This window comes from Corynebacterium sp. LK14, assembly GCF_008042215.1.
GTDB classification, from domain to species: Bacteria; Actinomycetota; Actinomycetes; order Mycobacteriales; family Mycobacteriaceae; genus Corynebacterium; species Corynebacterium striatum.
In genome coordinates this window covers 130,414-155,860 of the sequence record NZ_NOVQ01000013.1, presented here as the reverse complement: position 1 = coordinate 155,860, position 25,447 = coordinate 130,414, and the positions used below count along the sequence as shown (strand labels likewise).

At 59.3% G+C, this 25,447-nt stretch carries 22 protein-coding genes and 1 tRNA gene; 10 read left to right on the top strand and 13 right to left on the bottom strand.

Annotated features, from left to right (window positions below):
• Positions 1 to 40: 40 nt before the first annotated feature.
• Positions 41 to 1,444: an NCS2 family permease gene (locus tag CHU71_RS09295; RefSeq protein WP_147760882.1), complete on the top strand. Its 1,404-nt coding sequence runs from the start codon at positions 41 to 43 to the stop codon at positions 1,442 to 1,444.
• 5 nt (positions 1,445 to 1,449) lie between these two features.
• On the top strand, positions 1,450 to 2,262 hold the full coding sequence (locus CHU71_RS09290; protein ID WP_147760881.1) for an RNA methyltransferase: 813 nt from the start codon (positions 1,450 to 1,452) through the stop codon (positions 2,260 to 2,262).
• Here the strand turns inward: CHU71_RS09290 and CHU71_RS09285 are convergent.
• The 3 genes from CHU71_RS09285 to serC all read right to left on the bottom strand — a co-directional run bounded on the left by CHU71_RS09285 (position 2,223) and on the right by serC (position 5,726).
• Complete coding sequence (locus tag CHU71_RS09285) at positions 2,223 to 3,050, bottom strand: hypothetical protein (RefSeq protein WP_147760880.1); 828 nt, start codon at positions 3,048 to 3,050, stop codon at positions 2,223 to 2,225. The two genes, CHU71_RS09290 and CHU71_RS09285, sit on opposite strands and share 40 nt — an antisense overlap.
• A gap of 58 nt (positions 3,051 to 3,108) precedes the next feature.
• Entirely contained in the window at positions 3,109 to 4,359 is a 1,251-nt protein-coding gene (gene sepH, locus CHU71_RS09280; RefSeq protein WP_147760879.1) for a septation protein SepH, read from the bottom strand.
• A gap of 236 nt (positions 4,360 to 4,595) precedes the next feature.
• Positions 4,596 to 5,726: a phosphoserine transaminase gene (serC, locus tag CHU71_RS09275; RefSeq protein ID WP_147760878.1), complete on the bottom strand. Its 1,131-nt coding sequence runs from the start codon at positions 5,724 to 5,726 to the stop codon at positions 4,596 to 4,598.
• A gap of 152 nt (positions 5,727 to 5,878) precedes the next feature.
• Here serC and CHU71_RS09270 point away from each other — a divergent pair, with 152 nt between their 5' ends.
• The 6 genes from CHU71_RS09270 to CHU71_RS09245 all read left to right on the top strand — a co-directional run bounded on the left by CHU71_RS09270 (position 5,879) and on the right by CHU71_RS09245 (position 12,248).
• A complete protein-coding gene (locus tag CHU71_RS09270; RefSeq protein WP_147760877.1) occupies positions 5,879 to 7,174 on the top strand; it encodes a citrate synthase in 1,296 nt (431 codons plus the stop codon).
• Positions 7,175 to 7,420: 246 nt separating this feature from the next.
• Complete coding sequence (locus CHU71_RS09265; protein ID WP_005530265.1) at positions 7,421 to 7,777, top strand: FKBP-type peptidyl-prolyl cis-trans isomerase; 357 nt, start codon at positions 7,421 to 7,423, stop codon at positions 7,775 to 7,777.
• A gap of 113 nt (positions 7,778 to 7,890) precedes the next feature.
• The gene (locus tag CHU71_RS09260) at positions 7,891 to 8,739 is read left to right on the top strand and encodes an aldo/keto reductase (RefSeq protein ID WP_147760876.1); all 849 of its coding nucleotides are present in this window, start codon (positions 7,891 to 7,893) and stop codon (positions 8,737 to 8,739) included.
• Between the two features lie 385 nt (positions 8,740 to 9,124).
• Complete coding sequence (locus CHU71_RS09255) at positions 9,125 to 9,469, top strand: DUF485 domain-containing protein (RefSeq protein WP_147760875.1); 345 nt, start codon at positions 9,125 to 9,127, stop codon at positions 9,467 to 9,469.
• A 2-nt stretch (positions 9,470 to 9,471) separates the two neighbouring features.
• Positions 9,472 to 11,124, top strand: a complete 1,653-nt coding sequence (locus CHU71_RS09250; protein ID WP_005530262.1) for a cation acetate symporter — start codon at positions 9,472 to 9,474, stop codon at positions 11,122 to 11,124.
• A 32-nt stretch (positions 11,125 to 11,156) separates the two neighbouring features.
• Positions 11,157 to 12,248 carry a hypothetical protein gene (locus tag CHU71_RS09245; RefSeq protein WP_309221922.1) on the top strand — a complete coding sequence of 364 codons (1,092 nt, stop codon included), beginning with the start codon at positions 11,157 to 11,159 and terminating at the stop codon, positions 12,246 to 12,248.
• On the opposite strand, the gene CHU71_RS09240 is transcribed toward CHU71_RS09245, so the two are convergent.
• From CHU71_RS09240 to CHU71_RS09215, 6 genes are all read right to left on the bottom strand, one after another.
• Complete coding sequence (locus CHU71_RS09240) at positions 12,223 to 13,203, bottom strand: DUF1906 domain-containing protein (RefSeq protein ID WP_046645058.1); 981 nt, start codon at positions 13,201 to 13,203, stop codon at positions 12,223 to 12,225. The two genes, CHU71_RS09245 and CHU71_RS09240, sit on opposite strands and share 26 nt — an antisense overlap.
• Before the next feature lie 269 nt (positions 13,204 to 13,472).
• Positions 13,473 to 13,922, bottom strand: a complete 450-nt coding sequence (locus tag CHU71_RS09235; RefSeq protein ID WP_046645057.1) for an OsmC family protein — start codon at positions 13,920 to 13,922, stop codon at positions 13,473 to 13,475.
• 321 nt (positions 13,923 to 14,243) lie between these two features.
• The gene (locus CHU71_RS09230) at positions 14,244 to 15,338 is read right to left on the bottom strand and encodes a HigA family addiction module antitoxin (RefSeq protein ID WP_147760874.1); all 1,095 of its coding nucleotides are present in this window, start codon (positions 15,336 to 15,338) and stop codon (positions 14,244 to 14,246) included.
• A 14-nt stretch (positions 15,339 to 15,352) separates the two neighbouring features.
• Complete coding sequence (locus CHU71_RS09225; RefSeq protein ID WP_236593764.1) at positions 15,353 to 15,652, bottom strand: type II toxin-antitoxin system RelE/ParE family toxin; 300 nt, start codon at positions 15,650 to 15,652, stop codon at positions 15,353 to 15,355.
• 1,245 nt (positions 15,653 to 16,897) lie between these two features.
• Positions 16,898 to 17,104, bottom strand: coding sequence for a hypothetical protein (locus tag CHU71_RS09220; protein ID WP_147760873.1), 207 nt, complete (start codon positions 17,102 to 17,104; stop codon positions 16,898 to 16,900).
• 408 nt (positions 17,105 to 17,512) lie between these two features.
• Positions 17,513 to 17,585 (bottom strand) — tRNA-Arg (locus tag CHU71_RS09215).
• A gap of 74 nt (positions 17,586 to 17,659) precedes the next feature.
• Between CHU71_RS09215 and CHU71_RS09210 the strand changes: the two genes are divergently transcribed.
• The gene (locus tag CHU71_RS09210) at positions 17,660 to 17,944 is read left to right on the top strand and encodes a hypothetical protein (RefSeq protein ID WP_147760872.1); all 285 of its coding nucleotides are present in this window, start codon (positions 17,660 to 17,662) and stop codon (positions 17,942 to 17,944) included.
• A 35-nt stretch (positions 17,945 to 17,979) separates the two neighbouring features.
• Here the strand turns inward: CHU71_RS09210 and CHU71_RS09205 are convergent, their stop codons facing one another.
• Genes CHU71_RS09205 through CHU71_RS09190 form a run of 4 tightly spaced genes read right to left on the bottom strand, consistent with a single transcriptional unit; the run spans position 17,980 to position 20,417 of the window.
• Positions 17,980 to 18,267 (bottom strand): glutaredoxin domain-containing protein, encoded by a 288-nt coding sequence (locus CHU71_RS09205; protein ID WP_147760871.1) that lies wholly within the window; start codon positions 18,265 to 18,267, stop codon positions 17,980 to 17,982.
• On the bottom strand, positions 18,268 to 18,810 hold the full coding sequence (locus tag CHU71_RS09200) for a dihydrofolate reductase (protein WP_005530249.1): 543 nt from the start codon (positions 18,808 to 18,810) through the stop codon (positions 18,268 to 18,270). It abuts the gene before it with no gap.
• On the bottom strand, positions 18,810 to 19,607 hold the full coding sequence (locus CHU71_RS09195; protein ID WP_147760870.1) for a thymidylate synthase: 798 nt from the start codon (positions 19,605 to 19,607) through the stop codon (positions 18,810 to 18,812). The genes CHU71_RS09200 and CHU71_RS09195 overlap by 1 nt, the downstream gene beginning before the upstream one ends.
• A 51-nt stretch (positions 19,608 to 19,658) precedes the next feature.
• Positions 19,659 to 20,417, bottom strand: a complete 759-nt coding sequence (locus CHU71_RS09190; RefSeq protein ID WP_034657244.1) for a 3'(2'),5'-bisphosphate nucleotidase CysQ — start codon at positions 20,415 to 20,417, stop codon at positions 19,659 to 19,661.
• A gap of 34 nt (positions 20,418 to 20,451) precedes the next feature.
• Here CHU71_RS09190 and CHU71_RS09185 point away from each other — a divergent pair, with 34 nt between their 5' ends.
• Positions 20,452 to 25,410: a DEAD/DEAH box helicase gene (locus tag CHU71_RS09185; RefSeq protein ID WP_147760869.1), complete on the top strand. Its 4,959-nt coding sequence runs from the start codon at positions 20,452 to 20,454 to the stop codon at positions 25,408 to 25,410.
• Positions 25,411 to 25,447: the final 37 nt, after the last annotated feature.

The following is a 25,447-nucleotide window of genomic DNA, read 5'->3' as shown; positions in this document are numbered from 1 at the left end:
TAAATCCTCCTGGCACTAGGTAAAGGGGCTCTCTTAAGCGATGAACGCAGCTCTCGATCGATATTTCAAAATCTCTGAACGCGGTTCCACCGTGGGGACTGAGATCCGCGCTGGCGTGGTCTCCTTCTTCGCGATGGCCTACATCATCCTCCTCAACCCGCTGATTCTGGGCACCGCACCGGACTCCGCCGGACACACGCTCGGCGTCCCACAAGTGGCCGCAGCTACCGCGCTGATCGCGGGTATCATGACCATCGCTTTTGGTGCCATCGCTCGCTACCCGTTCGCCATGGCTGCGGGCTTGGGCATGAACACCTTCGTGGCCGTCACCATGGTCTCTACCAAGGGCCTGGAGTGGAAAGAAGCCATGGGCCTCGTGGTCATCGAGGGTATCATCATCGTCTTGCTGGCCATCTCCGGCTTCCGCCAGGCTGTCTTCGATGCCATCCCGGCTTCGATGAAGGCTGCCATGGGCGTGGGTATCGGCATGTTCATCGCCATCATCGGCTTTGTGGACGGTGGCTTTGTCACCCGTGTTCCTGACGCAGCGCACACCACCGTTCCGGTGGGCTTGGGCATTAACGGCTCGATTGCTACCTGGCCTGCATTTGTCTTCGTAGTAGGTCTTATCATCTGTGCCTTCATGGTTATCCGCAAGGTCCGCGGAGGACTGTTCTTGGGCATCGTGATCACCACCATCATCGCCATGATTCTGCAGGCTATTTTTGGTTCTGAGGATTGGGGCATGGCAACGCCTGAGATGCCCGGCTCCTTGGGCGGCGCACCAGACCTATCCATCGTTGGTGAGGTCAGCCTGGTGGGGGCCTTTACCAAGCTGGGCGTTGTGGCGACTGTGTTGCTTATCTTTACCCTGTTGCTGACCAACTTCTTCGACGCCATGGGCACCATGAACGGTCTGGGCAAGCAGGCTGGTTTGGTCGACGAGAACGATAATCTTCCGGACATGCGCACCGCGCTGGTCGTGGAGGGTGCCGGTGCAGTTGCCGGTGGTTTGGGTTCGGTTTCCTCGAACACAGTCTTTGCCGACTCCGCAGCGGGCATCGGCGATGGTGCCAAGACCGGTCTTGCCAACATCACCACGGGCGTCATCTTCTTGCTTGCCATGTTCCTGACCCCGCTCTACGAGATCGTCCCAATCGAGGCTGCCGCCCCGGTTCTGGTCATCGTCGGTGTGATGATGGCCAGCCAGCTCAAAGACATCGAGTGGACCAAGATGGAGGTCGCCATCCCGGCATTCCTGACCATCGTGGTCATGCCGTTTACCTACTCCATCGCTAACGGCATCGGTGTAGGCTTCATCGCCTTCGCTTTGATGTCCGCTTTTGTCGGTAAGGCAAAGCAAGTGCACTGGATTATGTGGCTGGTTGCCGCGCTCTTTGTTGTCTACTTCGGAATGACTCCAATTACTAACGCGCTAAGCTAGCGTGCATGCGTGAAGTAATTTCTGACCCTTTAGACCCTCGTCTTGACGACGTCCGCGACTTGAATAAGTCGGACAAGTCAGGCGAGGGTCTCGTCATTGCCGAGGGTCACCTCGTGGTCTCCCGTCTCGCGGAGTCTCGTTTCCCTCTGCGCTGCATCGTAGGGTTTGGTTCCAAGCTCGACTCTTACGTCGAGGAGTACGGTGATCCAGGCTGCCCTATGTACGAGGTGACTAGAGAGACGCTCGCACAGGTGGCGGGCTTTGACATGCACCGTGGCTTGGTAGCGGCAGCTGACCGTGCGGCGGAGCCGACTCTGGAGGAAATCCTGCGCACTGCGAAGACAGTGGCGGTGCTCGAAGGGGTGGGAGACCACGAGAATATCGGTGCCATCTTCCGCAACGCGGCGGGAATGGACGTCGACGCCGTGCTCTTAGGATCGGGCGCTGCGGACCCGCTGTACCGCCGTTCCGTGCGCGTGTCCATGGGGCATGTTCTGCGTCTCCCCTTTGCTCACCTGGATGGCGGCTACACCACGTGGCAGCGATCCTTGCAGGTGCTTCGAGACGCCAATTTTCGCCTTGTTTCGCTGACCCCTCACCCGGAGGCGGTGCACCTGGCGCAGGCGCTGCACGGCGCTGAGAAGGTGGCTCTCTTGGTCGGTGCGGAGGGCCCGGGCCTTACCGAACATGCAATGAAGGCCACCGATGTGCGTGCCCGCATACCGATGGCCCCTGGAACCGATTCCTTGAATGTGGCCACCTCTGCGGCCATTGCATTCTACGAACGCCAGCGTTCCCGAATCGACTTCGAGGTCTGACGGACGTAGTCGCTCACGAGGCGACCCAAACGCTTGGCAGTCTTGAGGATCTCCTCTCCGGTGGATTCCGGCTCGAGGTCGTGGTCTTCGTAATCGTCGTAGTCATTGAACCCAAGCTTCGACACGGAAGCCGATGCTAGGTCGCCAAGGCTGCGCTTGTGTTGCGGCTTGGCTACTTTGGGTTCTGGGCGCCCGTCGGTGGCATAGCCCACCACGTCTAGGTCAGGGCCATCGGTGTTGACGTCGATGCCGAGCCAATAAGACTGCGCTGCCTCCATGATGCCGCGTGGCTCAAATGGCAAGGAGATGCCGCCCACGGGCTCGTATTTCTCGCCAGCCCAGTACGGCGCCTCGAAAGGCTCGGGTAGGCCCGTATCTTCCATGACGTTGAAGCGAGTGCCGCACAGGCAGCGCTTTAGGCTGCCGGCGGTCCAGTGGGCGAAGCCGGCGTAGCCGGTGCCTTCTTGAGTAGCGAAGGCATAGATTTCCAGGGCAGGTACCGCGTTGAGGAGGCTGTCCGGAAGCTGGGAGAGCACCAGCTGGTCCTCTTCGATTACGGTCTGCACCACAGTCACGCCAGGGTATCCGCCGATGTAATACTCGCTATCGCCAGCTTGGGCAGAGCGGTTTAGCGGGAACTGGCCGATGGGGGTCACGGGCAGCTTGGGGTTGAGCTGTGCCAAGAACTTTCGCCCAAAGCCGCGGTCAGCTTTGGGTTCGGTGCGCAAGATTGCGGCAGGGTCTTCCGCGGTGACGTACCAGAGAGTGAGAACAGGTTTATAGTTCACGACAAATTACTCGCTTAACTCCTAGCGCTGATGTTTAGGCACTCGATTCCCGTGCGGCTTACTCGCGCGGGCGCTTGGTGTTGGAACGCACTCCCAGCAGGACGTCCTCCCAACGCGGCGTCACAGCGCGGCGGCGACGGCTCTTTGGCTTGGGCTCGGCTGATGGGTTCTGTAGGAAATCCTCGTCAGCGGCATCGGCATCGCCGGACTTTGCGGTGCTATGGGAAGCGTTGGTATCGGCATCGGAACCAGCGGTGGTGCCAGCGTCCTTGTTGCTATCCGGTACTGCCGGGATGTCGTCGTGCGTGATCTCGGAAGCTGCGTCTTCGTCTGCGTCGGCTGCTGAATCTAGGTCAGGTGCAGATGCGGTGGGGACTACGGTCGGCGCGGTGAAGTCGGTGATGTTGGTGATGTTGGTGACTCCGATTGGGGTGTCGCCGTCAATCGCCTTGTCGTAGCGCTCGCCGCGTCCCACGGACGTCAGGGAGCGAACCGGCTGTACGAAGTCCGGGTCGGTGAGATCTGCGGCGACAGAGTTGCGTGCCTCAACTGTGGCAGGGGAAGACATAGTCTGCTTGAAGGTCCACTCTGCCTCGTTCTCAGACAGGCCAGCTTTCCAGGTGATGCGAACTACCCAGGGTTCGCCCTGGTGGCGGTAGGCATCCCAAGTAGCTTCAGAAAGGGAGTGGCCCCGGGCTGCGAAGGCGGTGGCCAGAATCTCCCACAAAGTGAGCTTGGCTGGGCCATCTTCGCGGACTGGGTGAGCCTGCTTGGCAATCTCGGCGATGCGTGCGCGCTCCAATAGGACTGGGTGTGCAAAAGGCTCGATGCGGGATTCCGGAGCGCCGATTTCCTCAGCGATCTCGGCTGCGGAGGCACCAGCGCGGATACGGGTCTGAATCTCTGCGGGGCGTAGGCTAATTGCGTGCGGACGCGACTCGTTGTGGTCGCGAAAGGAGCCGCCAGAAGTGTGCGACGAAGCCGCGGAAAGCGACGGGCGACCCATGTCAACAGCAGGCTGGGAATCGGAAGAACCAGCTGCGCTTCCTGCAGTGGAGTCTGCATCAGCAGAATCCGCGGACTCGGTCTCAGCGGTATCCGCGGTGTCGTCGGGATGCGACTCTGCGGCTACGGAAGAGGAGGAAGGAAGGCTGGAAATGCTGCCCCAGGAATCTTCTTCGGGCTGTGGAGCGTGCAGAATCTCGCGGAGGTCATCCGTTACTGCGAGGAAGAACTCTTCGCCTTCCTCAGTCTGCATGACCAAAGAAGTAGTGGTTGAGTCGCTTTTTGCGAGGAAGAGCTCGCGCATTGAGGGCGCTCCTTTTGCTTGTCGACGGATTCGATCGATACCTCATAACAGTTATTAGATTGAAGCCGAAGCATAAGCCCTGGCGGTTTGTAGGACGGACATCAATGGCTAATGCATTGTTATTAAGGCAGTCAGGCGTACCCCAAAGAGTACGTGTGATGGAATCCACTTTAACCCAGAAATGCCCCGTGCTCGGGGAGGAACGCGGGGCATGTTGGCTCTAGTGCAGGCTGTATTTAGCGGTTGTCCAGCACGTAGTCGATGGCCTGAGTGAGCTTGGCGACGTCCGCCGGGTCGATCGCCGGGAACATTCCGATGCGCAGCTGGTTGCGACCCAACTTGCGGTACGGTTCAACGTCCAAGATTCCATTCGCACGCAGCGTCTTTGCCACGGCTGCTGCATCGACCGAATCATCGAAGTCGATGGTGCCAACTACCAGCGAGCGACCTGCAGGATCAGCAACGAATGGGGTTGCTTCGCTGCGGCCTTCGGCCCAGTTGTAGAGGATGCTCGAGGATTGCGTGGTGCGGGCAACCATCGCGTCCAAGCCGCCCTGCTCGTTCATCCACTGAACCTGGTTCTCCAGCATCAGCAAGGTAGAGACTGCCGGGGTGTTGTAGGTCTGGTTCTTGCGGGAGTTATCCACGGCGGTCTGCAGGTTGAGGAAGGCCGGGATGAAACGATCGGAGGCGTTGATCTTCTCGATACGCTCCAGTGCGGCAGGGGAGACTGCAGCGAGCCAGATGCCGCCGTCCGAAGCGAAGCATTTCTGAGGGGAGAAGTAGTAGACGTCAGCATCGGCCATGTTCACTGGCAGGCCGCCTGCGCCGGAGGTGGCGTCGATGACGACCAGCTGATCGGCGTTGTCCGGATTGGGGCGCACGACGTTGACCATGGCGCCGGTAGAAGTCTCGTTGTGAGCCCAAGCGAAAACGTCGGCGCCTTCAGAGTTGGCCTCACGAGGATCTGGGGCGGTGCCAGCCGGGTAATCGTTAATGATGGGCTCATCGAGCCATGGGGCTTTGGAACTTGCCTTGGCAAACTTTGAAGAGAACTCGCCATAAGTCAGGTGGGCGGACTTCTTCTCGATTAGACCAAATGTTGCTGCGTCCCAAAAAGCAGTGGCGCCACCGAGGGATAAAATGATCTCGTAACCGTCAGGCAAAGAGTAGAAATTGCTCAAGCCCTCGCGGATGGAACCGACCACATTTTTAACGGCGGGCTGGCGGTGAGAAGTGCCGATAATGGTCTCCGCGGCATTGGAAATTGCCTCAATTTGGGCGGGGCGAACCTTGGACGGTCCGCATCCAAAACGGCCGTCGGAGGGGAGTAGATCTGCAGGCAGGACGAGTTCTGTGTTGGTCATGCGGGATAGTGTAGCCCAATTTCGATTGGTCTATTGGTGGAAGTTGAAAATACCTGATGTTGGCAGCGTCACAACTTTTGATAAAGTGTGAAGAGATTTAAAGGTTCTTGCCGGCATGAATCCGGCGTTAAATGTTGAGAAAGGATCAACAAGTGGCTTCTGAAGACAACAAGGTTGTTCTCCACTACCCAGGTGGCGAGTACGAGATGGACATTAAGCAGTCCACCGAAGGCGACTCTGGTTTTGATATTGGCAAGCTTCGCAATGAGACGGGTCTCGTTACCTTTGACCCGGGCTACGCAGCCACCGGTTCCACCGAGTCCAAGATCACCTTCATTAATGGTGAGGAGGGCATTCTTCGCCACCGCGGTTATGACATCGCTGACCTGGCAAACAACGCCACCTTCAACGAGGTCTCTTACCTCTTGATCAAGGGTGAGCTGCCAAACCAGGAGCAGCTGGCCGAGTTTAATAGCGAGATCCGTCACCACACCTTGCTGGATGAGGACTTTAAGGCACAGTTCAACATCTTCCCGCGTAACGCGCACCCGATGGCCGTTCTGGCTTCCTCGGTTAACATTCTTTCCACCTACTACCAGGACCAGCTCGATCCGCTGGATGAGGGGCAGCTCGATAAGGCTACCGTTCGCCTCTTGGCAAAGGTGCCAATGCTGGCTGCATACGCATACCGTGCATCGCAGGGTAAGCCTTACATGTACCCGGATAACAAGCTGAACGCTCGCGAGAACTTCCTGCGCATGATGTTTGGTTACCCAACTGAGGAGTACGAGGTTGACCCAGTTGTCTCCAAGGCCCTCGATAAGCTGCTTATCCTGCACGCTGACCACGAGCAGAACTGCTCCACTTCCACCGTCCGCATGATTGGTTCTGCTCAGGCAAACCTCTTCGTTGCTATTGCTGGTGGCATCAACGCTCTGTCCGGCCCTCTGCATGGTGGTGCAAACCAGGCCGTTCTGGAGATGCTGGATGATATCCAGAAGAACAACGGTGGTGACGCAACTGACTTCATGAACCGCGTGAAGAACAAGGAAAAGGGCGTTCGCCTGATGGGCTTCGGCCACCGCGTGTACAAGAACTACGACCCACGCGCGGCCATCGTCAAGGAGACTGCACACGAGATTCTCGAGCACCTCGGTGGCGACCCAATGCTGGATCTGGCAATGGACCTCGAGAAGATCGCTCTCGAGGACGATTACTTCGTGTCCCGCAAGCTGTACCCGAACGTCGACTTCTACACCGGTCTTATCTACCGTGCGATGGGCTTCCCAACCGACTTCTTCACCGTTCTGTTCGCAATCGGCCGTCTCCCAGGCTGGATTGCACAGTACCGTGAGCAGCTGGAATTCAACACCAAGATCAACCGTCCGCGTCAGATCTACACCGGTGAGACCTTGCGCAAGGTCAGCCCGCGCGCGGAACGTGCATAAGCACTCCACTTTCTGCACGCTAGTAGTGCGATTGGGGGCTTGTGTTGTCTAGCTTGAGCTAGACGACGAGGCCCGTAAAACGTCCTAGGGTGCACAAATGAAGCCGAATTGCAGTTGAACCCGTATACTGGGAACACTGTGGTTCGGCTTTTGTCGTTCTGACTAACCCAATTCTCACCGTGAGGCGGGAAGAAGGTTGGGTGTCGAACCTATAAAACAAACGTTTCCCAAGGAGGATTTTCCCCAATGGATAAGCCCGTAATTGAGGCTCATACTGAGCCGGCCCCGACTGAGCTGGTTATCGAGGACATCGTCGTTGGCGATGGCGCAGAGGCACAGCCGGGTGGCTTCGTAGAGGTTCACTACGTGGGCGTCTCGTACGAGGATAACCAGGAGTTCGACTCTTCCTGGGGCCGCGGCCAGTCCATCGAGTTCCCGCTGACCGGTCTCATCGCCGGCTGGCAGGAAGGTATCCCCGGCATGAAGGTCGGCGGTCGCCGCAAGCTCATCATTCCGCCGGAGAAGGCTTATGGCCCAGCCGGCGGTGCGCACCCACTCGCTGGTCGCACCTTGGTCTTCGTTATTGACCTGATTCGCGCCTAAGACAGTTCTCTTTTACCCCGTCTGTCATCATCGCAAGGTGATAGCTGGCGGGGTTTCCTGATCGCCTAAGCCTTCTTGGCCCATTGTGGGGGAATCTCGTGCACAATGGAGACATGAGTGTCCCATTTATCTCTTTTAATGATGACCGCGAGATGCCGCAGCTGGGTCTCGGAACCTACAAGATGACCGGCGATGAGTGCATCAACGCCGTACGCGAGGCAATTGACCTCGGCTACCGTCACTTTGACACCGCGACCCTCTATGGGAACGAAGCTGAGCTGGGGCAGGCGCTTAACGACGCCATGCGGGCCGGCGACGTCACGCGCGACGAGCTCTTCATCACCTCCAAGGTCTGGCACGATAGCCACGGTGCCAACAAAGTTGATGCGGCCTTCAGTGAATCCCTCAAGAAGCTGCAGCTGGATTACCTGGACCTCTACCTTATTCATTGGCCATGGCCGCAAGGTGGGCTGTACGTAGAGACCTTCGAAGAGATGGCTCGTTTGCAGGGCATGGGGCAGATCGCATCCATTGGTGTTGCGAACTTCTACGAAGAGACCCTGCAGGAACTCATCGCCCGGACTGGCATCGTGCCAGTCCTCAACCAGGTGGAGCTGCACCCAGGCTTCACGCAGCCGGAACTGCGTGAGTTCCACAACGAACATGACATTGTCACCGAGGCTTGGTCGCCGCTTGCTAGGGGAGAGGTAATCAACAACCCTGACGTTAAGGCTGTTGCCGCGAAGCATGAGGCAACGGCAGGTCAGGTCGCCATTGCCTACCTGCTGGCCAAGGGAATCTCCGTTATCCCTAAGTCGCGTAAGCGCGAGCGTTTGGTTGAAAACCTCGCTGCTGCGGAGCTCGAACTTAGCCGTGATGATATTGCTGTCCTCGATGGCCTTGAGGCCGGGGGAGACGGTAGCGGACGCTTGTACAAGGACCCACGCGAGTTCCCTGGCTAAAGCGCACGATAGACCTGCAGTGGCAGTGTGAGGTGGTAGCGCCTCGCGCTGCCACTTTTGCTTTTATGGGACTGCGATCTTTGCCACACCTTGATTCACAAAATTTACAATGTGCAGTTCTTTCGATTTTGGGGGTACTTCGCTAATTGTTAACTCTGCAGGTAAGGGCGCTTAAAGGGGGTGGCTAAGTCTTGCGAATTCAAATTTTCTTGGCAAGATTTACAACCTTGCAATGTGAGTTGGGTAACTTACTTTTCAGACGAAACGTGATGAATGCCACCGCATCCATTCAAGGATTCTCTTCAACCCTGGGTGGTTTCGCGAGGGCAGGGTCACGCTCGTGAATGACATTTTGTGAAATAGGACAACCCACAAGGAGAGCGCCATGAGTAACTCACCTGCCTCGATTCCTACCCGTCGCGAACCGACGGCGCAGGAGTTCATCGAGATGCGCGACAGTGCGCAGTTTAAAGAGTTGCGCGGAGCTTACCGCAACTTCACCTTCCCGATGACCATCGCCTTTTTCGTGTGGTACGTCGTCTACGTCCTCGCTGCAGTCTTCGCCCCAGGCTTTATGGGCACCGAGCTCGGCGGCGGCTGGAACGTAGGACTCGTCTTCGGTATCGCCCAGTTTGTGACCACCTTCGCGATTACCTGGATTTACGTTAAATACGCAAACAAGAGCATCGAGCCGCGTTCGGCCGCTATCCGTGAAGCATTGGAGGGCTAAAGATGCTGACTTACAACCTCGCTGCAGAAACTGCAGACTCGGCTGCCGGCAACCCGGTACTCAACATCGCTGTGTTCGGCGCCTTCCTCGTTATCACCATGTGGGTGGTTCTGCGAGCGGGCAAGTCCACTAAGGAAGCCTCTGACTTCTACACCGGCGGTGGTTCCTTCTCCGGGCGCCAGAACGGTCTGGCAATCTCCGGTGACTACCTCTCCGCGGCTTCCTTCCTCGGCATCGTCGGCGCGGTGGCGCTGACCGGTTACGACGGATTCCTCTACTCCGTAGGCTTCTTCGTGGCCTGGCTGGTCGCGCTGATGCTCGTGGCCGAGCCAATGCGTAACGTTGGCCGCTTCACCATGGCGGACGTTTTGTCCTTCCGCCTGAAGCAGCGCCCAGTTCGCGTGGCTGCGGCTATCTCCACGCTGTTTGTTTCTCTGTTCTACCTCATCGCTCAGATGGCCGGTGCAGGCTCCCTGGTTTCCGTTCTGTTGGACATCCATGACTTCACCTGGCAGGCAGTCGTCGTCGGCATCGTCGGCATCCTCATGATCGTCTACGTTCTCGTCGGCGGTATGAAGGGCACCACCTACGTCCAGATGATCAAGGCTGTCCTGCTGGTTACCGGCGTCGTGGCAATGTGCGCCATGACCTTCTTCGCCATCAAGGGCGGCTTCAGCACCCTGTTCTCTGACGCTATCGACATGCACGCTGGCTCCGACTACATCAAGGAGAAGGGCTACGAGGCCTCCCAGATCATGGAGCCAGGCCTGAAGTATGGCAAGTCCCTCACCACCAAGCTTGACTTCATCTCCCTGGGTATCGCTCTGGTCCTCGGTGTTGGCGGCCTGCCACACGTTCTGATGCGCTTCTACACCGTGCCTACCGCAACTGAGGCTCGTCGTTCCGTTACCTGGGCCATCGTCATCATCGGTGCTTTCTACCTGATGACCCTCATCCTGGGCTACGGCGCTGCTGCACTGGTTGGTCCGGACCGCATCCTCGCCGCACCGGGCGGCGCGAACGCCGCGGCACCGCTGCTAGCGCTGGAGCTGGGTGGCTCTGTATTCATGGCAGTCATCTCCGCAGTGGCCTTCGCTACCGTTCTGGCCGTCGTTGCAGGTCTCGCCATCACCGCTTCCGCGTCCATCGCACACGACGTCTACCACTCCGTCATCCGCAACGGCGAGTCCACCGAGGCTGAGCAGGTTCGCGTCTCCCAGATCACCGTCGTGGTCCTCGGCATCGTGTCTATCATCCTGGGCATCCTCGCAATGACTCAGAACGTCGCCTTCCTGGTCTCCCTTGCCTTCGCAGTGGCTGCGTCTGCAAACTTGCCGACCATCCTGTACTCCCTGTACTGGCGCCGCTTCAACACCGCAGGTGCTGTGGCCTCCATGTACACCGGTGTTATCTCCTGCTTGCTCCTCATCTTCTTCTCCCCGGCAGTATCCGGTACCGAGACCTCGATGTTCCCGAACGCAGACTGGGCACTGTTCCCGCTGTCCTCGCCAGGCATCGTCTCCATCCCGCTGTCCTTCCTGGCTGGCTGGATTGTCTCCCTGATGACCCCGCCGGACAACTTCGAAGAGCTCTCCGCTGAGATGGAAGTTCGCTCCCTGACCGGCGTTGGCGTTGAGGCACCAGTCGACCACTAAAGCACACAAGGCACTGCAGTACTATCTAGACCGTGCTTAGTTCTTTTCTAGAAACGAAGGCGGCTCCGATGAGGTTCGGGGCCGCCCTCGCCGCGTTTTCAGTCTCCGGCTCGCTGCTCGTCGCCTGCACACCCGCAGATGAGCGCGCAGCGCAGGAGAAGGGGGCGTCGTCAAGCGCTGCTGCAGCACGTGCCACCGAGCACGAGAAGGGTGACGCGGACCTGAATGGGCAGCCTGATTCGGTGAGCCAATTCCTAGGTGGCGAAGACCACCAGCAACTGAGCTACTACCGCGTGGGGGACGGCATGCGGATGGCCACCAAGAACGAGCATGAGCCGCGTCCTGCGCTCAGCCTCATCAAGCTCTACATCGCTACCTATGTGTTGGAAGAGGGCTCTTTCAATGACAAGTACGAAGCCCTGGACATGATTGCGAACTCTTCCGATACCAGCGCGGAAGACCTCTTTAACAAGTACCCGAAGTCCATTGATGCCATTGCCAAGGAATACGGCCTTTTGAACACCAAGGCCGGGGATAAGTGGGGTACCTCGGTGACGTCGACCTATGACGTCGTGCGCTTTGTTGTGCAGCTGATGGAAGACGACCCTACGCACCCTGTTCTTGTGGCGATGGCCCACGCCGATCCCGTCTCGGAGGACGGTTACGAGCAAGACTACGGCACCGCCAAGCTGCAGAACGTGGTGGGAACAAAGTGGGGCTGGTCGAATGATAAGACTCTGCACTCCTCAGTTTCCTTCGGCAGGAACTTCGTGGTGGCGGCCTCTGTCACCGGCAGCGCCGATGATCTCACCAAGTTTGTGAAGTCTGAGGTCACCGCGGAAAACCTTCGCGAGGGCACCACCCGTTTCCATAAGTCCCTGAGTGGGGAAGAAGTAGAGACGACCACGGCATCGAAGACGACGATTACCGTGACCTCCACCGCGAAGAAGGACTCTGACAAAGCGGAGAAGTCCTCGAGCGCTAAGCAGGAGCCTTCCGAATCGAAGAAGGAAACCTCTGCAAAGCAAAGTGGAGATGATGAGAAAAAGCCCGCGCCATCGGCACGGGCTAAAGCGACGTCGTCAACCTCGAAGACTTCTACTTCATCGCGTTCTGCAAAGTAGAAATCAGGTCAACGGCTCCCTTGACCTGTTCTTGGGATACGGACGAGCCTCCAATGCGGATGCCGTTGGCGTCAACGCGCGGCATCGTAACGCCCGGGGCCATCGACTCCACCTGGGAGCTCAACGCACCTAGTGCGTCTGAGGAGCCTGCCGGAATCGACGGCGCGGGTGCCGGGGTAGCAGTTCCTGGCTTGGATGGCGCAGCCGGTGCTGGCGCTGCCTGGCCGGGCGTCCACTGACCCCAGTCGCGTGCGTAGACGTGGTTGATATCCACGGTCACGCCATCTACCACGCGCTGCGCGGAGCCCGGCAGCTGGTGGATGGTGGTGCGTGGGTGGATCTTTCCACCTGAACCCCAATCGTGCATCCAGTAGAAGGAGCCGATGCGGTCCTGCACGCACCACTCGATGGTGTTGTAGTTTCCGTAAACGCCGGTCTGGTAGCCCGCCGCGGAAAGCAGCTTGGAGAAAGCCTGCAGGTAGGGCTTGATCTGCTGGTCGTACTGCGCGCGGGTGGGGTTGTCATCGATGGCGATGTAGATCGGGCGGTTGGTTGGGCCGCCCGCAGCTTTGTGGATGGCGATTGCCTGCGGTGCGTGCACAGCAGCGCCCGCAGCGCCTTGCTTCCAGTCGGCGGTTTCTGCGCGGCCGAACTGATAGATGGAGGCCGTGGCCAAGCCAAGGGCGGCGTTGGCCTTGGTTTCCTTCAATGTCACAGGCTTGCCGGTCATCCAGGTCTCAGTGCCAGGGCGGCGCTGGGACACGTAACGAATGGCGCCCAGGTGGCCGGCGTTCTTGATTGCCTGTGGGGAAGGAACACCCACGGCGAAGTCGATGATGGTGCCGAGAACCGGGCCCAACGCGAGCGCGGAGGGGGCTTGGGCACTGACGACGCCCGCGGTAAGGACCACAGCGCCTGCCTTAAACAGGGAACGGCGGTTGAAGGTTGCAGACACGGTGACTTACTCCTTGTACATGAACTTTGAAAGCGAGAGCGAAGTTGAGCGCGAGATTACGCAAGCTAATTAACTTTTATCACTTTAGTTAACAAATGTACCGTAGTATGTGGCGTGTCTCGTGCATGGATGCATGCAGATCCGCAGCGCACAGCAGATTAGAGATCTAGGATTAAGCAATACCGCTTGAGGTCGTCCGCGACTGAAACGACGAGAAGCCGTTCGGGTAGGGGTTTAAGGATTTGGCGTGGAATCAAGGCGTGACCTGATTAGGACTGATTGAGAAACCTAACATTCGTCGGGTGCTCAACCGTGCGGGATACCGTGCAGTCCTTTTCATGGGAGATGCGAATTAGGTTGTCCACCATCGACTGCGCTTGGCGGCCTTCGGGTGTGTCGGGGAAGCGAAGGGTGAAGCCGACCTCGACGTCGCTAAGCCGTGCGGCACCGCCCTCGTCGACGCGCGTTGCCTCGACGTGTACGTCAAACGCCTCAGGTTCGGCGCGCCGGGATGTGACCACGTCGACGTCGACGGCGGAGCAGCCTGCCACGGCGGCAAGAAGGAGTTCGACCGGGGTCAACAGCCCCTCGCCGCGACCGAAGTCCAGGCTTGCCCCTTCCTCATTGGTGGCGCGGTAATGGGTGGGGCCGATGCGGGTGACATCGACGCCGTAGGTGCGAATAATCTTTGATTCTTGGTTGTTTGCTGCGTTAGTCATATGCGCAATCTTAGCCCATATTAGTGCAGGTCAAGGTGGGTAACCCGAATGCTCTTTGCGGTTGTCCGCTAGCTCGGGAATGCTCAGACGGCTCCTAACAAGTCTGAGCGTTTTGTCGATAGGGGAGCATTTTCAGGAGCGTGGCGGTTCCAAGCGATGGGAGCGCCGCCAGGGCATTGACATTGGCCGCGAGCAAACAATCTGAAGTGAAGTGCCCCAGGTTTTGTTCCGTTTGAGTAGATGGGAAAACAAGGCACATGCCTAGGTTCAAAACCTAGGACACTTCATTTTGCTGATGATGAACGAAGCTAATATTCCCAGTTAAGATGGGATGGGTGATTTCCAGCTTTCAAGCTGAGCGATGACGGTGGGAGCGTTGCGTACGAGAGTAGTTTTCCACGACAGGTCACCCTTTTTTTGAAGCCTTCCAATCAGAGTGATGGGATGAACCCCTAGGTTGCTGGCTTGTTCTTTAATCCAAGATGAGTGCACACGATCAGGAACTGCCGGTAAAGGGCTAGAGATTGCGAGTTCGCTGGCCAGCTGGTCTGCCTCGGCTTCATTATTGGCACTGTCATCTGATAGGTCATCGAGGATGACCTCGCCATTATCGACAAGGTGACCCAATAATATATGGGCTGTTTCATGCAGGATGGTAAATAGTATCTTATCGAGCCGATTCCCTCGTCCTGATATGCCAATCACGGGGTGCCCGTCGACCAGCATGGCGCAGCCGTCGAGTTTTCCTCCCGGAAAAGCCTCCACATAAACAAGTCTCACCCCCACCTCGGCGAACAGAGTCTGGAACTCAGCAAACGCCTGCGGGTCACGCGCTCTACTCGACAGCGTCCGGGCGAGGTCTTCTAGTGCCTTACGGGAGTAGGGGGCAGCGTCGAGGGCGCTGGCAGTTGCCCTGACGCAAGCCGCCCACGCTTCCTGTAGAACGGTGACATTTTTCTCGTGGTTACTGCGGCGGGCGGCGAAGCTTATTCCCGAGGGATCTTCAAAGGATCTTTTGCCAAATAAATTCAGCACCTCGTATGCCTGACTCTGCACGTCGGTGGCTGTGATGTATCCCCGCTTGACGAGCAGGGGGACGGGGGCCAGCTCTCGTAATTGGGCGCGGGTTTTCACGGCGCTGAGGTTGTCCTGTATCCGGTCGTCCTGGGACTGCTTCCATAGCAGATAGGAGTCCTGGAGGTTAAGCCAGAATTCTGCGGAGGTGCCCAGGGCGGCGCCGATCTGGGCTGCGGATTCGCGCGTGATCTCCTTCTTTCCGGAAATAATCTCCGAGACAAACTGTGCTGGACGTCCGAGCACCTCGGCAAAGTCGGCTTGGGTCCAGCCGCGTGCGTCTAGCTCGTCAGCGAGGATCTCTCCGGCTGGGAATAGCTCCGCCGCAATTGGAGTATTCATGAGTTCACCTTCTCTCAGTGGTAATCCACCATTTCAATAACGATGACCACGCGGCCATCGCTGTTGGTTGTGAATTTGAGGATGAGCCGAAACTGCTTGTTCAGGCGGATTGAAGAGGACCCGGCTCGGTCGCCTTTCAGTTGTTCCAGATGTAACGACCGCATGGCCCGCAGGTCACGTTCGTCCACGGCTCCCTTCAGGATCTGGATTTTCTTGCGATATGCCTTAATGATGTCCGAACCCCATCGTTTGGGGATGTAGGAGGCATCCTCGGCCATTCGTTGAAGTTCGTCGTCCTCGAAGAGGATGCGCACCAAGTCCACCTCGTCCAGTTCGCTAGCGCCGCGCCCATCTGACGTGACTCATTCTTCTCTACTCGTCTAGTGCTCATCACCCATCGTGTGAAGTATATTATCTTAGATATTCTGTTTCCGCAAGATGGGGCTAGGCATGAAAGAGGGGCGCCTCGTTGCGGCGAGGTGACCCGCCTGCAAGTCCTGAGAGCTGTCAGAATCCATGCATCGTCTGATGTAGTAGCGGAGTATCTCTCCCCTCGGGCTGATTGACTCGAAAGGAGAGGGAATGGCAACCATTCGATGCTAGGTGCACACGGTCCGCAAGGGGTCAGTGACCGTCAAGGCCACCACCACCGTCAAGATCTGGACCGCTACGATCAAGTTGCACAAGCTGGGTCGCTAGCTGCCTCGTCCTGGGAATCATCCGCCTGTTAGGGAGGGAGGGGAGAGCGGCTCGCAACCCCAAGCAGACCAGCAGGTCTACAGCGAAGGCGTCCAGTAAGGTGCTGCGCGGCAAGAGTTATAGTGCGGCTGCGAAGAGGGCCGCCGGCAGCGCACTGCCTCAAGCGTCGAAGCGTCGTGGCAAGTAGCTGCACAAAGTCTGGTGTGGTCCGCAGATGAGCTCCGTCTGCATGCATCGGCTGTTGGTTAAGGCCGGTGGCGATACTTAGTGAGAGTGGACTGGCAATTTCGCCTGTTTGAGGTGTTAGTTCAAAAATCGGCCCCTCATTTGACCGATTTTTCAGCGGCTGAAAAGCTATGTTGTTCAAGCCAACTCAGCAGACTGGTTTCGAAAAGCGTGATTGTGTACATAGCCCTAATTCGCTTGTAGCTAAGCCAGACCTCTGTGCCTCTTCGAGAAGCTCGCCAATTTGGCTAATCATATGCTGAATTTATCAACTGGGTTCGGGAAGAGTCCTTCTTATTTTTAATTTGCTCAAGTGGAGGGTTTATCAGTGCCTGGTCGTGGAAATTTTTCCGGGCCCCATATTGACATTATAGTTTTTGCTGAAATGAATGTTCCCACGCCGAAAGTGAGGGATACAAGCGCTGCGCTTAACAGGTAGTTTTCAAACCCTCCCGGCCTAATCCATATAAAGAAAACAATGGAACAGAATAAACTAAAAGCGCCAAGCTTCACTTTGGAGTCCAGAGTCTTTTCATTTCCTCTAAAGTAGCGACGGTGGTTTATTATGGTGAAAATAATTCCTGTAATTAGGCCCCAAATGAGTCCTGCCGCCAAGGCGGGAACGGCTACTAGTATCATTGCTTTTCCAGGGGAGTGGATGAATCTCGATTAGCTTGTTCTTGTTGCAGCTGAAGAAGCACAGTTTCTGGAATGCCCTCTAGGGAAACCGGGTCATTCAAATCAACCAGCGGAAACCCGTCTGGGTTCCACTCGGCTGCAAGCTGATCTGCATCAATGTACTCAGATTCGGGAGATGGGCCGGCGGAGGTTTGTAACGGCATAGTCCTTGCTGAAGAAATGTATTTATCACTGGTTCAGTAGTCTACAGATGAGTTTTCGATGCTCCCGTAAAGGGTCCCATGCTCGAACCTCCATAAAAATTTGATTCTATCCTCCCACACACAAACCATCAGACACGCTCTGGACGCGGCTTCCTCGTCAGTTACGTAGATCCAGCGGGCAAAGCAGGACGCCGCGGAACCGGCACCGACCACAAACACGACGCAAGGCCCTGCGCATCGCACCGAGGGCCGGCGGCAGAAGCTGAAACGTGCACAACTGCCAACGAAGTCCACCGGTTCTGCTCTGGACGCGGCTTCCTCGTCAGTTACGCAGATCAGCCGGGGGGCTAAGTAGCAAAACGAAAAACTCGAGACACCGTAGGAACGATGTCTCGAGACTTCACATTGTGCCCCAGAGAGGATTCGAACCTCCGACACCGGCTTTAGGAGAGCCGTGCTCTATCCCCTGAGCTACTGGGGCGGGGGTGCTTAACGCAACGAAATTAGGTTACCAGTACTGCACGAGTTGGCGGTAAATCGGATAACTTGTTAGCCATGGGAAATCAGCATGACAATATCGTCCACTTCACTGACGTGCAGCGACGCGAGGTATTCGCTGAGACCATTAGCAAAGACGGGGTGGAAACACTTGCCATCGAGAAGACCGTCCCGGGTGGGGCCTCCAAGCGCTTGCTGCTGCTCAACAAGTATGATGCACAGAAGCTTAAAGCAGCGTTGGACGAGTACCTCAACACCATCTACTCGAAGGAAATCTCCGGGATGGGTGGCACGTTGTCACCAGCGGACATGGTTGAGCTTTTCGGCGAGGACGACGACTAATCCGTGGTCGCTCGCCGATAGCGACTAGCTGGCTTCTACTTGGTGGAGCCGTCGAGCTCCGCGAGCTTGGCGCGTACTGCGGAAGCAGGCGGGTTGGTCTCGTAGGTGCCGTCAGAGTAGAGGACCGTGGGCACGATGCGGTTGCCGTCGTTAACCGACTTGATCCACTCGTTGATATCCTCGGTGCCTTCGGCCTCGGCGTCGACAAGCGCATAAGGCGTCTCAGTGCGGTTCAAGCCCTTGAGCAGCTTGGCGCAGAATGGGCACCAGTCGGCGTAGAAGATGGTGACGTGCTCGGTAGTCTCAGGTGCTGCCAAGGTCATTTAAGCGGCGTCCTTTCGCTCGTAGGTTAAGAATCGGTACTTCATAGGCAACTCGCTCGGCGGTTGGCCCGGAATTGTCAAGTGGCCCTTCTCAGATGTCAGCCAGTCGGTGCTTGCCGACAATCCAAAAGAATCAGGCACTTCAGGAGCATAAACGGCGGCGTCGCCGTAAATATTCCCAATGTTGACTCCCATGAGGGTTATCTCAATGATGTCCACATCATCGATAGTGGAGGAATAGATCTGCCCGCCGCCGATGAACCAGGCGTCGTCAAGCGTGTGCGTAAGTTGTGAAATGTTAGCGGTGACCTGGGCGCCAGCGGACCAAGCGCCAGGTGCCTTGCGGGACAAAACGTAGTTATCGCGGCCCGGCAACGGGCGGAACTTCGGGTTCAGCGACTCCCACGTGCGCCGGCCCATCACCACCGGCGAGCCGATGGTGACCTCTTTGAAGTGCTTGAGATCCTCCGGAACATGCCACGGCATCGCCACGCCATCGCCGATGACGCCGTCCAAGGACTGCGCCCAAATAGCCCCCAGCATTAGACGGAAACCTGCGCTTTGATGGTGGGGTGGGGATCGTAGCCTACGACCTCGAAATCGTCGAAGGTGTAGTCGAACAATGAGTCAGCCTTGTGCAGCTTGAGCTGCGGGTAGGGGCGTGGCTCGCGGGAGAGCTGCTCCTTGACCTGCTCAATGTGGTCGTTGTAGATGTGGCAGTCGCCGCCAGTCCAGATGAGCTCGCCGACCTCCAGACCAGCCTGTTGGGCAAACATGTGGGCCAACGCGGCATAGGAAGCCAAGTTGAAAGGCACGCCTAGGAACATGTCCGCCGAACGCTGATAGACCTGCAGGGAGAGCTTGCCGTCTGCCACGTAAAGCTGGAATAGCAGGTGGCAGGGCATAAGCGCCATCTTGTCTAGTTCTGCCACGTTCCAGGCGGAGACCAAGTTGCGACGAGAATCCGGACTATTCTGCAGTGTGTCCAGAGCCTGCTGGATCTGGTCAACATGCGTGCCATCCGGGGTAGGCCACGAGCGCCACTGGACGCCGTAGACAGGGCCCAGCTCGCCATCGGCGTCAGCCCACTCATTCCAGATACGGACGTTGTTGTCCTGCAGCCACTTCACGTTGGAGTCGCCCTTGAGGAACCACAGCAGCTCGCCGATAACACCGTGGAAGTAGACCTTCTTGGTAGTCAGCAGCGGGAATGACTCGGCCAGGTTATAGCGCAGCTGCGCTCCGAAAATAGAGCGCGTGCCGGTGCCAGTACGGTCACCTTTTTCTGTGCCTTCTTCCAAAACTTTGCGGAGGAGGTCCTCATATGGGGTCTGGATCATGGTGTCGAGTGTAGCTACTCTCGCGCGAAGTTTTTAACTTCTGCTGGCAGGCTAGAAGCTGCCGTTTGCCTCCGCGTAGGCATTAGCGTGCTCCAAGATCTCATCGGCCAGCTCAGGGCGGCAGATGAGAAGGTCGGGGATGAAGGTGTCCTCGTTGTTGAAGCGGATCGGAGAGCCGTCCAGGCGGGAGCAGTGCAGGCCTGCTGCCATCGCCACGCCTACTGGTGCAGCCTGGTCCCACTCGTACTGGCCACCAGAGTGAATGTAGCCATCGAAGTCGCCAAGAAGGACGTGCATGGCCTTCGCACCAGCGGAGCCGATGCCGACGGTCTCAAAGCCCATCTTCTCAGCGATGTGGGAGGCCACCTGCGGCGGACGGTTACGGGAGACCACGAACTTCTTGGCCAGCGGGCCGGTCACCGCGCGGGCGTCGGACGAACGGAAGGTAACGCCCAAGTCCGGCATCGCCACGGCGGCGTGCTCCGGAATGCCGTTGATGACGAGCGCAATGTGCACGGCCCAGTCCTGGCGGCCGGTGGCGAACTCCTTGGTGCCGTCGAGTGGGTCAACGATCCACACGCGGTCCTTCTTCAAACGGCTGAGGTCATCAGCCGCTTCTTCGGAGAGGACGCCATCAGCCGGACGGTGCTGGGCGATGACGCGGGTGATCCATTCTTGGGCGGCTTCATCGCCGGCGTCGCCAAGCGCAAGCCCGCGCAACAGGCCACCATTGCGCACGCCCTTGAGGATCTCACCACAGCCGTTGGCTAATGAATTGGTAAGGCGGGAATCTGAAATCTCGACGGTCATGTATGCCAGATTACCGCGCGCGTTAAAGTAGGGCATGTCAAAAAATATTCTTGGCCGTTTCCGCCCGCAAGTAGGGCAGTGGTTTGAGGATGTTTTCGCAGCGCCCACGCCTGTTCAGGAACAAGCCTGGGACAAGATTTCCCAAGGCGCGCACGCGCTCGTGGTAGCCCCGACTGGTTCTGGTAAAACCTTGGCGGCCTTTCTGTGGGCACTAAATTCCTTGGTGGAAAAGGAAGGGCAAACCGCCTTGCCCGTGGGCCCGGCAGTACGGGGCGGGGCGCAGGGCGTGAAGGTGCTGTATATCTCCCCGCTGAAGGCGCTCGGCGTGGACGTGGAGAACAACCTGCGCGCGCCGCTCAATGGCATCGCGCGCACGGCAGAGCGCTTGGGGCTCGACGTGCCGGACATCACCGTGGGCGTGCGCTCCGGGGATACGCCTTCGGCCGAACGCGCACGGCAGATCCGAAAACCCCCGGACATCCTCATCACCACGCCGGAATCGGCCTACCTCATGCTCACCTCCAAGGCGGCGGGCATCCTGGCCAGCGTGGATACGGTCCTCATCGACGAGATCCATGCGCTTGCCGGAACCAAGCGCGGCGTCCACTTGGCGTTGACTCTGGAACGTCTGGCCGCGGTGGCTGGCGAGTTCCAGCGCATCGGACTTTCGGCTACGGTGCGTCCGCTTTCGGCGGTCTCTAACTTCTTGGGTGGGGATCGCCCCGTGGACATTGTGGCCCCACCAGCGCTAAAGCGCTGGCAACTCGATGTCCATGTGCCCGTGGAGGACATGTCTGACCTACCGACGCCGGAGCAAGGTTCCACCATTGGGGAGATGACCGTTGACGATCCGCTGGGTATCACCGGCACCTTCGACGGGGCTCGCCTGCAGGCTTCGGACTCCGCCTTGCCCACGGCCAAGTCCATCTGGCCCTTCATCGAGGAGGACCTCTACTCCGAAATCATGGAGCATCGCTCGACCCTCGTCTTTGTGAATTCGCGGCGCACTGCCGAGCGTCTTACCTCCCGGCTCAACGAGCTCTACGCGCAGGAGCACGATCCGGAAAGCTTGTCGCCGGCCACGCGCCGGGACCCGGCGCAGCTGATGAAGCAGGTCGACGTCGCCGGCACAGCGCCTGCCGTTATCGCCCGTGCACACCATGGATCGGTGTCCAAGGACGAGCGCCTGCTTACGGAGACGATGCTCAAGGAAGGCTCCCTGCGTGCTGTGGTGGCCACGAGCTCGTTGGAGCTCGGTATCGACATGGGCGCGGTGGAGCTGGTGGTGCAAGTAGAATCACCTCCTTCAGTGGCTTCTGGCCTGCAGCGCGTGGGCCGCGCCGGGCACTCCGTCGGTGCGGTTTCGCAGGGCTCCTTCTATCCCAAGCACCGGGCGGACCTGGTCCAATCGACGCTGACGGTCTCCCGCATGCGCGAAGGCCTCATTGAGGAGATGCATTCGCCGCGTAATCCTCTGGACGTTTTGGCGCAGCAGACGGTGGCGGCGGTGGCTGCTGCCGAGGTTGCGCCGGTGACTGTGCGCGGTGTGCAGCCGGGTGCTGAGGGCTTCGGGGAAGCCGACAGCGTGGGCGGCCTTGATGCTGATACCTGGTACTCCATGGTACGCCGCGCCTGGCCTTATCGTGACCTGGCCCGGGAGGTCTTCGACTCGGTCATCGACTTGGTCTCTGGGGTTTATCCCTCGGCTGACTTTTCTGAGCTCAAACCCCGCGTGGTCTATGACCGCATCACGGGGATGCTGAGCCCGCGCCCAGGCGCGCAGCGAGTGGCCGTGACCAACGGTGGAACCATCCCTGACCGCGGCATGTTCGGTGTCTTCCTGTCAGCGGGTGGGGAGAACACCGGCCCGCGCCGCGTGGGTGAGCTCGACGAGGAGATGGTCTACGAGTCCCGCGTGGGAGACATCTTTACTCTGGGCGCCACGAGCTGGCGCATCGAGGAGATCACCCGCGACCAAGTCATCGTGACTCCCGCACCGGGGCACACCGGGCGCTTGCCCTTCTGGAATGGCGATCAAGCCGGGCGCCCGTATGAACTGGGCCAAGCACTGGGTGCGTACCGCCGCGAAGTCCACCAGGACCCGTCCGTCGTGCAGGACGCCGATGAGAACGCCGCGCGAAATATCGCGGCCTACCTCCAAGAACAATACGAGGCCACAGGCATCATCCCGGATGAAAAGACGCTGGTGCTCGAGCGATTCAAGGACGAACTAGGGGACTGGCGCGTGGTCCTGCACAGCCCGTTTGGCCGCGGCGTTAATGCCGCGTGGGCGCTGGCCGTGGGGCAGCGCGTGGCGGAGCTGACCGGCATGGACCCACAGGCGGTGGCCGGCGATGACGGCATCGTCCTGCGCCTTCCCGAAGGGGAGAAGGAGCCGGATGGCTCGTTGTTCGTCTTTGACGCAGATGAGATCACCGACATCGTGACGGAGCAGGTGGGCGGTTCCGCGCTCTTTGCTTCGCGCTTCCGCGAGTGTGCCGCGCGTGCGCTTCTGTTGCCGCGGCGCAACCCCGGCAAGCGCGCCCCCTTGTGGCAGCAGCGCCAGCGTGCGGAGCAGCTTCTCGACGTCGCCCGCAAGTATCCCTCGTTCCCCATCATCCTGGAGACAGTCCGCGAGTGTCTGCAAGACGTCTACGATCTTCCCGCGCTGACAGAGACCATGCGGGAGTTGGGACACCGACGCATCCGCATTGCTGAGGTCACTACGGAGCAGCCTTCGCCTTTTGCCTCCACGCTGCTGTTTAATTACACCGGCGCGTTTATGTACGAGGGCGATTCCCCGCTGGCAGAAAAGCGCGCGGCTGCCCTAGCCCTCGACCCAGCTTTGCTGTCAAAGCTGCTGGGAACGGTGGAGCTGCGGGAGCTACTCGACCCAGAAATCATCGCTCAGGTCCACGCACAGCTGCAGCGTACAGCCGAGGACCGCCGCGCCCGCACCACGGAGGAGGTCGCGGACCAGCTGCGGTTGCTTGGCCCCATTCCTGTCGAGGAGATGGCCGAGCACACGAATGTCCCGCTCAGCGCCATCGAATCCTTGGGTGCGCGCGTGATGCGGGTACGCATTGGCGGCCGCGAGCACTTCGCGCAGCCACTCGACGCCCCGCTGCTTCGCGACGCCCTCGGCGTCCCCGTCCCGCCCCGCGTCCCAGCGCAGCAAGCCACCATCACAGATGCCCTGCAGCAGCTTGTCTCGCGTTGGGCACGCACCCGCGGCCCATTCGTGCTGCGGGATCTGCAGGATGCTTTCGGCCTGTCAGCATCGACTGCGCACACAGCGTTGCAGTCCATCGACACCATCGTAGAAGGCCGCTACCGTCAAGGCATCGAGGAAGCAGAGTATTGCGCGGCTGAGGTGCTGCGTACGATTCGCTCCCGTTCCCTGGCTGCCGCGCGCGCCGCGACGGAACCTGTCAGTGCGGCGACCTTTGGCCGCTTCTTGCCGGACTGGCAGCAGGTGGCCCCCGTGGGCAAGCGCCCAGTCCTGCGCGGTGCTGATGGAGTCTTTAGCGTGATTGAGCAGCTCGCGGGCGTGCGTTTGCCGGCCTCGGCGTGGGAGTCGCTCATCTTGCCCGCGCGAGTGGGGGACTATTCGCCGACGATGCTCGATGAGCTCACCGCAAACGGAGAGGTGCTCATCGTCGGTGCAGGTAAGGCTGGTGCGAATGACCCGTGGATCATGCTGCTGCCTGCCGACTACGCGGCGCAGCTGGCTCCGCAGCTCGAACCAGAGGAGCTGGGGCTCAGCATGCTGCAGTCTGCAACGCTGGAGGTCCTGCAGCGCGGCGGTAGCTTCCTGTTCGGTGACATTCTCTCTCAGGTGCCCGGCACCGCGGATGAGCTGCGCGAAGCGTTGTGGTCGCTGGTGGAGATGGGCCTGGTCAGCCCGGATTCCTTTGCGCCGATTCGCACGCACGTGGCCACGGCGGGCTCGCGGTCAGGGGCTACTGCACACCGCGCTAAGCGACGCCCCACCCGTTCCCGCCTGCGCATGGGCCGCACGTCTTTTGCCCAGTCGCAGGGACTCGGCGGCGCAAGTGCGGCTCCGGACGTGGCCGGGCGCTGGGCAGCGTCGGTTTCTGGACACGGTGTGGATGCGACGAGCAGATCGGTCGCGCACGGCGAGGCATGGCTCGACCGTTACGGCGTGCTCACTCGCGGTTCGGTCGTGGCTGAGGACGTACTCGGTGGTTTCGCGCTGGCGTACAAGGTGCTCTCCGGTTTTGAAGAGTCCGGCAAGGCCATGCGCGGTTACGTCATTGAGGGGCTCGGCGCTGCGCAGTTTTCCACCCCGGCGGTAATTGACCGCCTGCGCGGATTGGCCGACACGCCCGACGTCACCGGCTGGCCCTCGGGCGCGCGCTCCATGGTGGACGTGGATTGCTTCGTTCTGGCTGCCACGGACCCGGCTAACCCCTATGGTGCGGCGTTGCCGTGGCCGGAACGCGATGGCTCCGGCGGCGGGAATGGGCCAACGCGCAGCGCCGGTGCTCTCGTGGTTCTGATGGACGGCCTATGCGTGGCGCACCTGACCCGTGGCGGCAAGACGCTGACCACGTTCCTCGATGCTCTGCCTGAGGGAATCGACCACACTGAGGTGCTGGCCACGCTTATATCTGCGCTGACGGAACTCATCGCTGCAGGCCGGCTGAGCCCGCTCGTCGTTGAGAAGGCTAACGGCGCGGCCATCTTCGAGACCCCGCTGGCGAATACGCTGCGCTCGGTGGGCGCGGGAATCACGCCCCGCGGCATTCGCGTCTCCGGCAAGGCCGCGGCACCGCGAACCTCGCGCCGCATCGAGGACAACCGCAGCGATCCATGGCAGAAGCCGCTGGAACCACGTCGCGGGCGCACCGTGTCCGAAGCGCTTGATGAGCTGGGCGACCATGGCGACCTAAGCTTCGACGACGAGCCACCCTTCGACCCGCCCAACGGCGCGCCGGGCGGTTTCCGGCCGCGGGGCTATCGCCGCTAGCGCCAAAGCCCGCACGTTCGGTGGGGGGGCTTAGCGC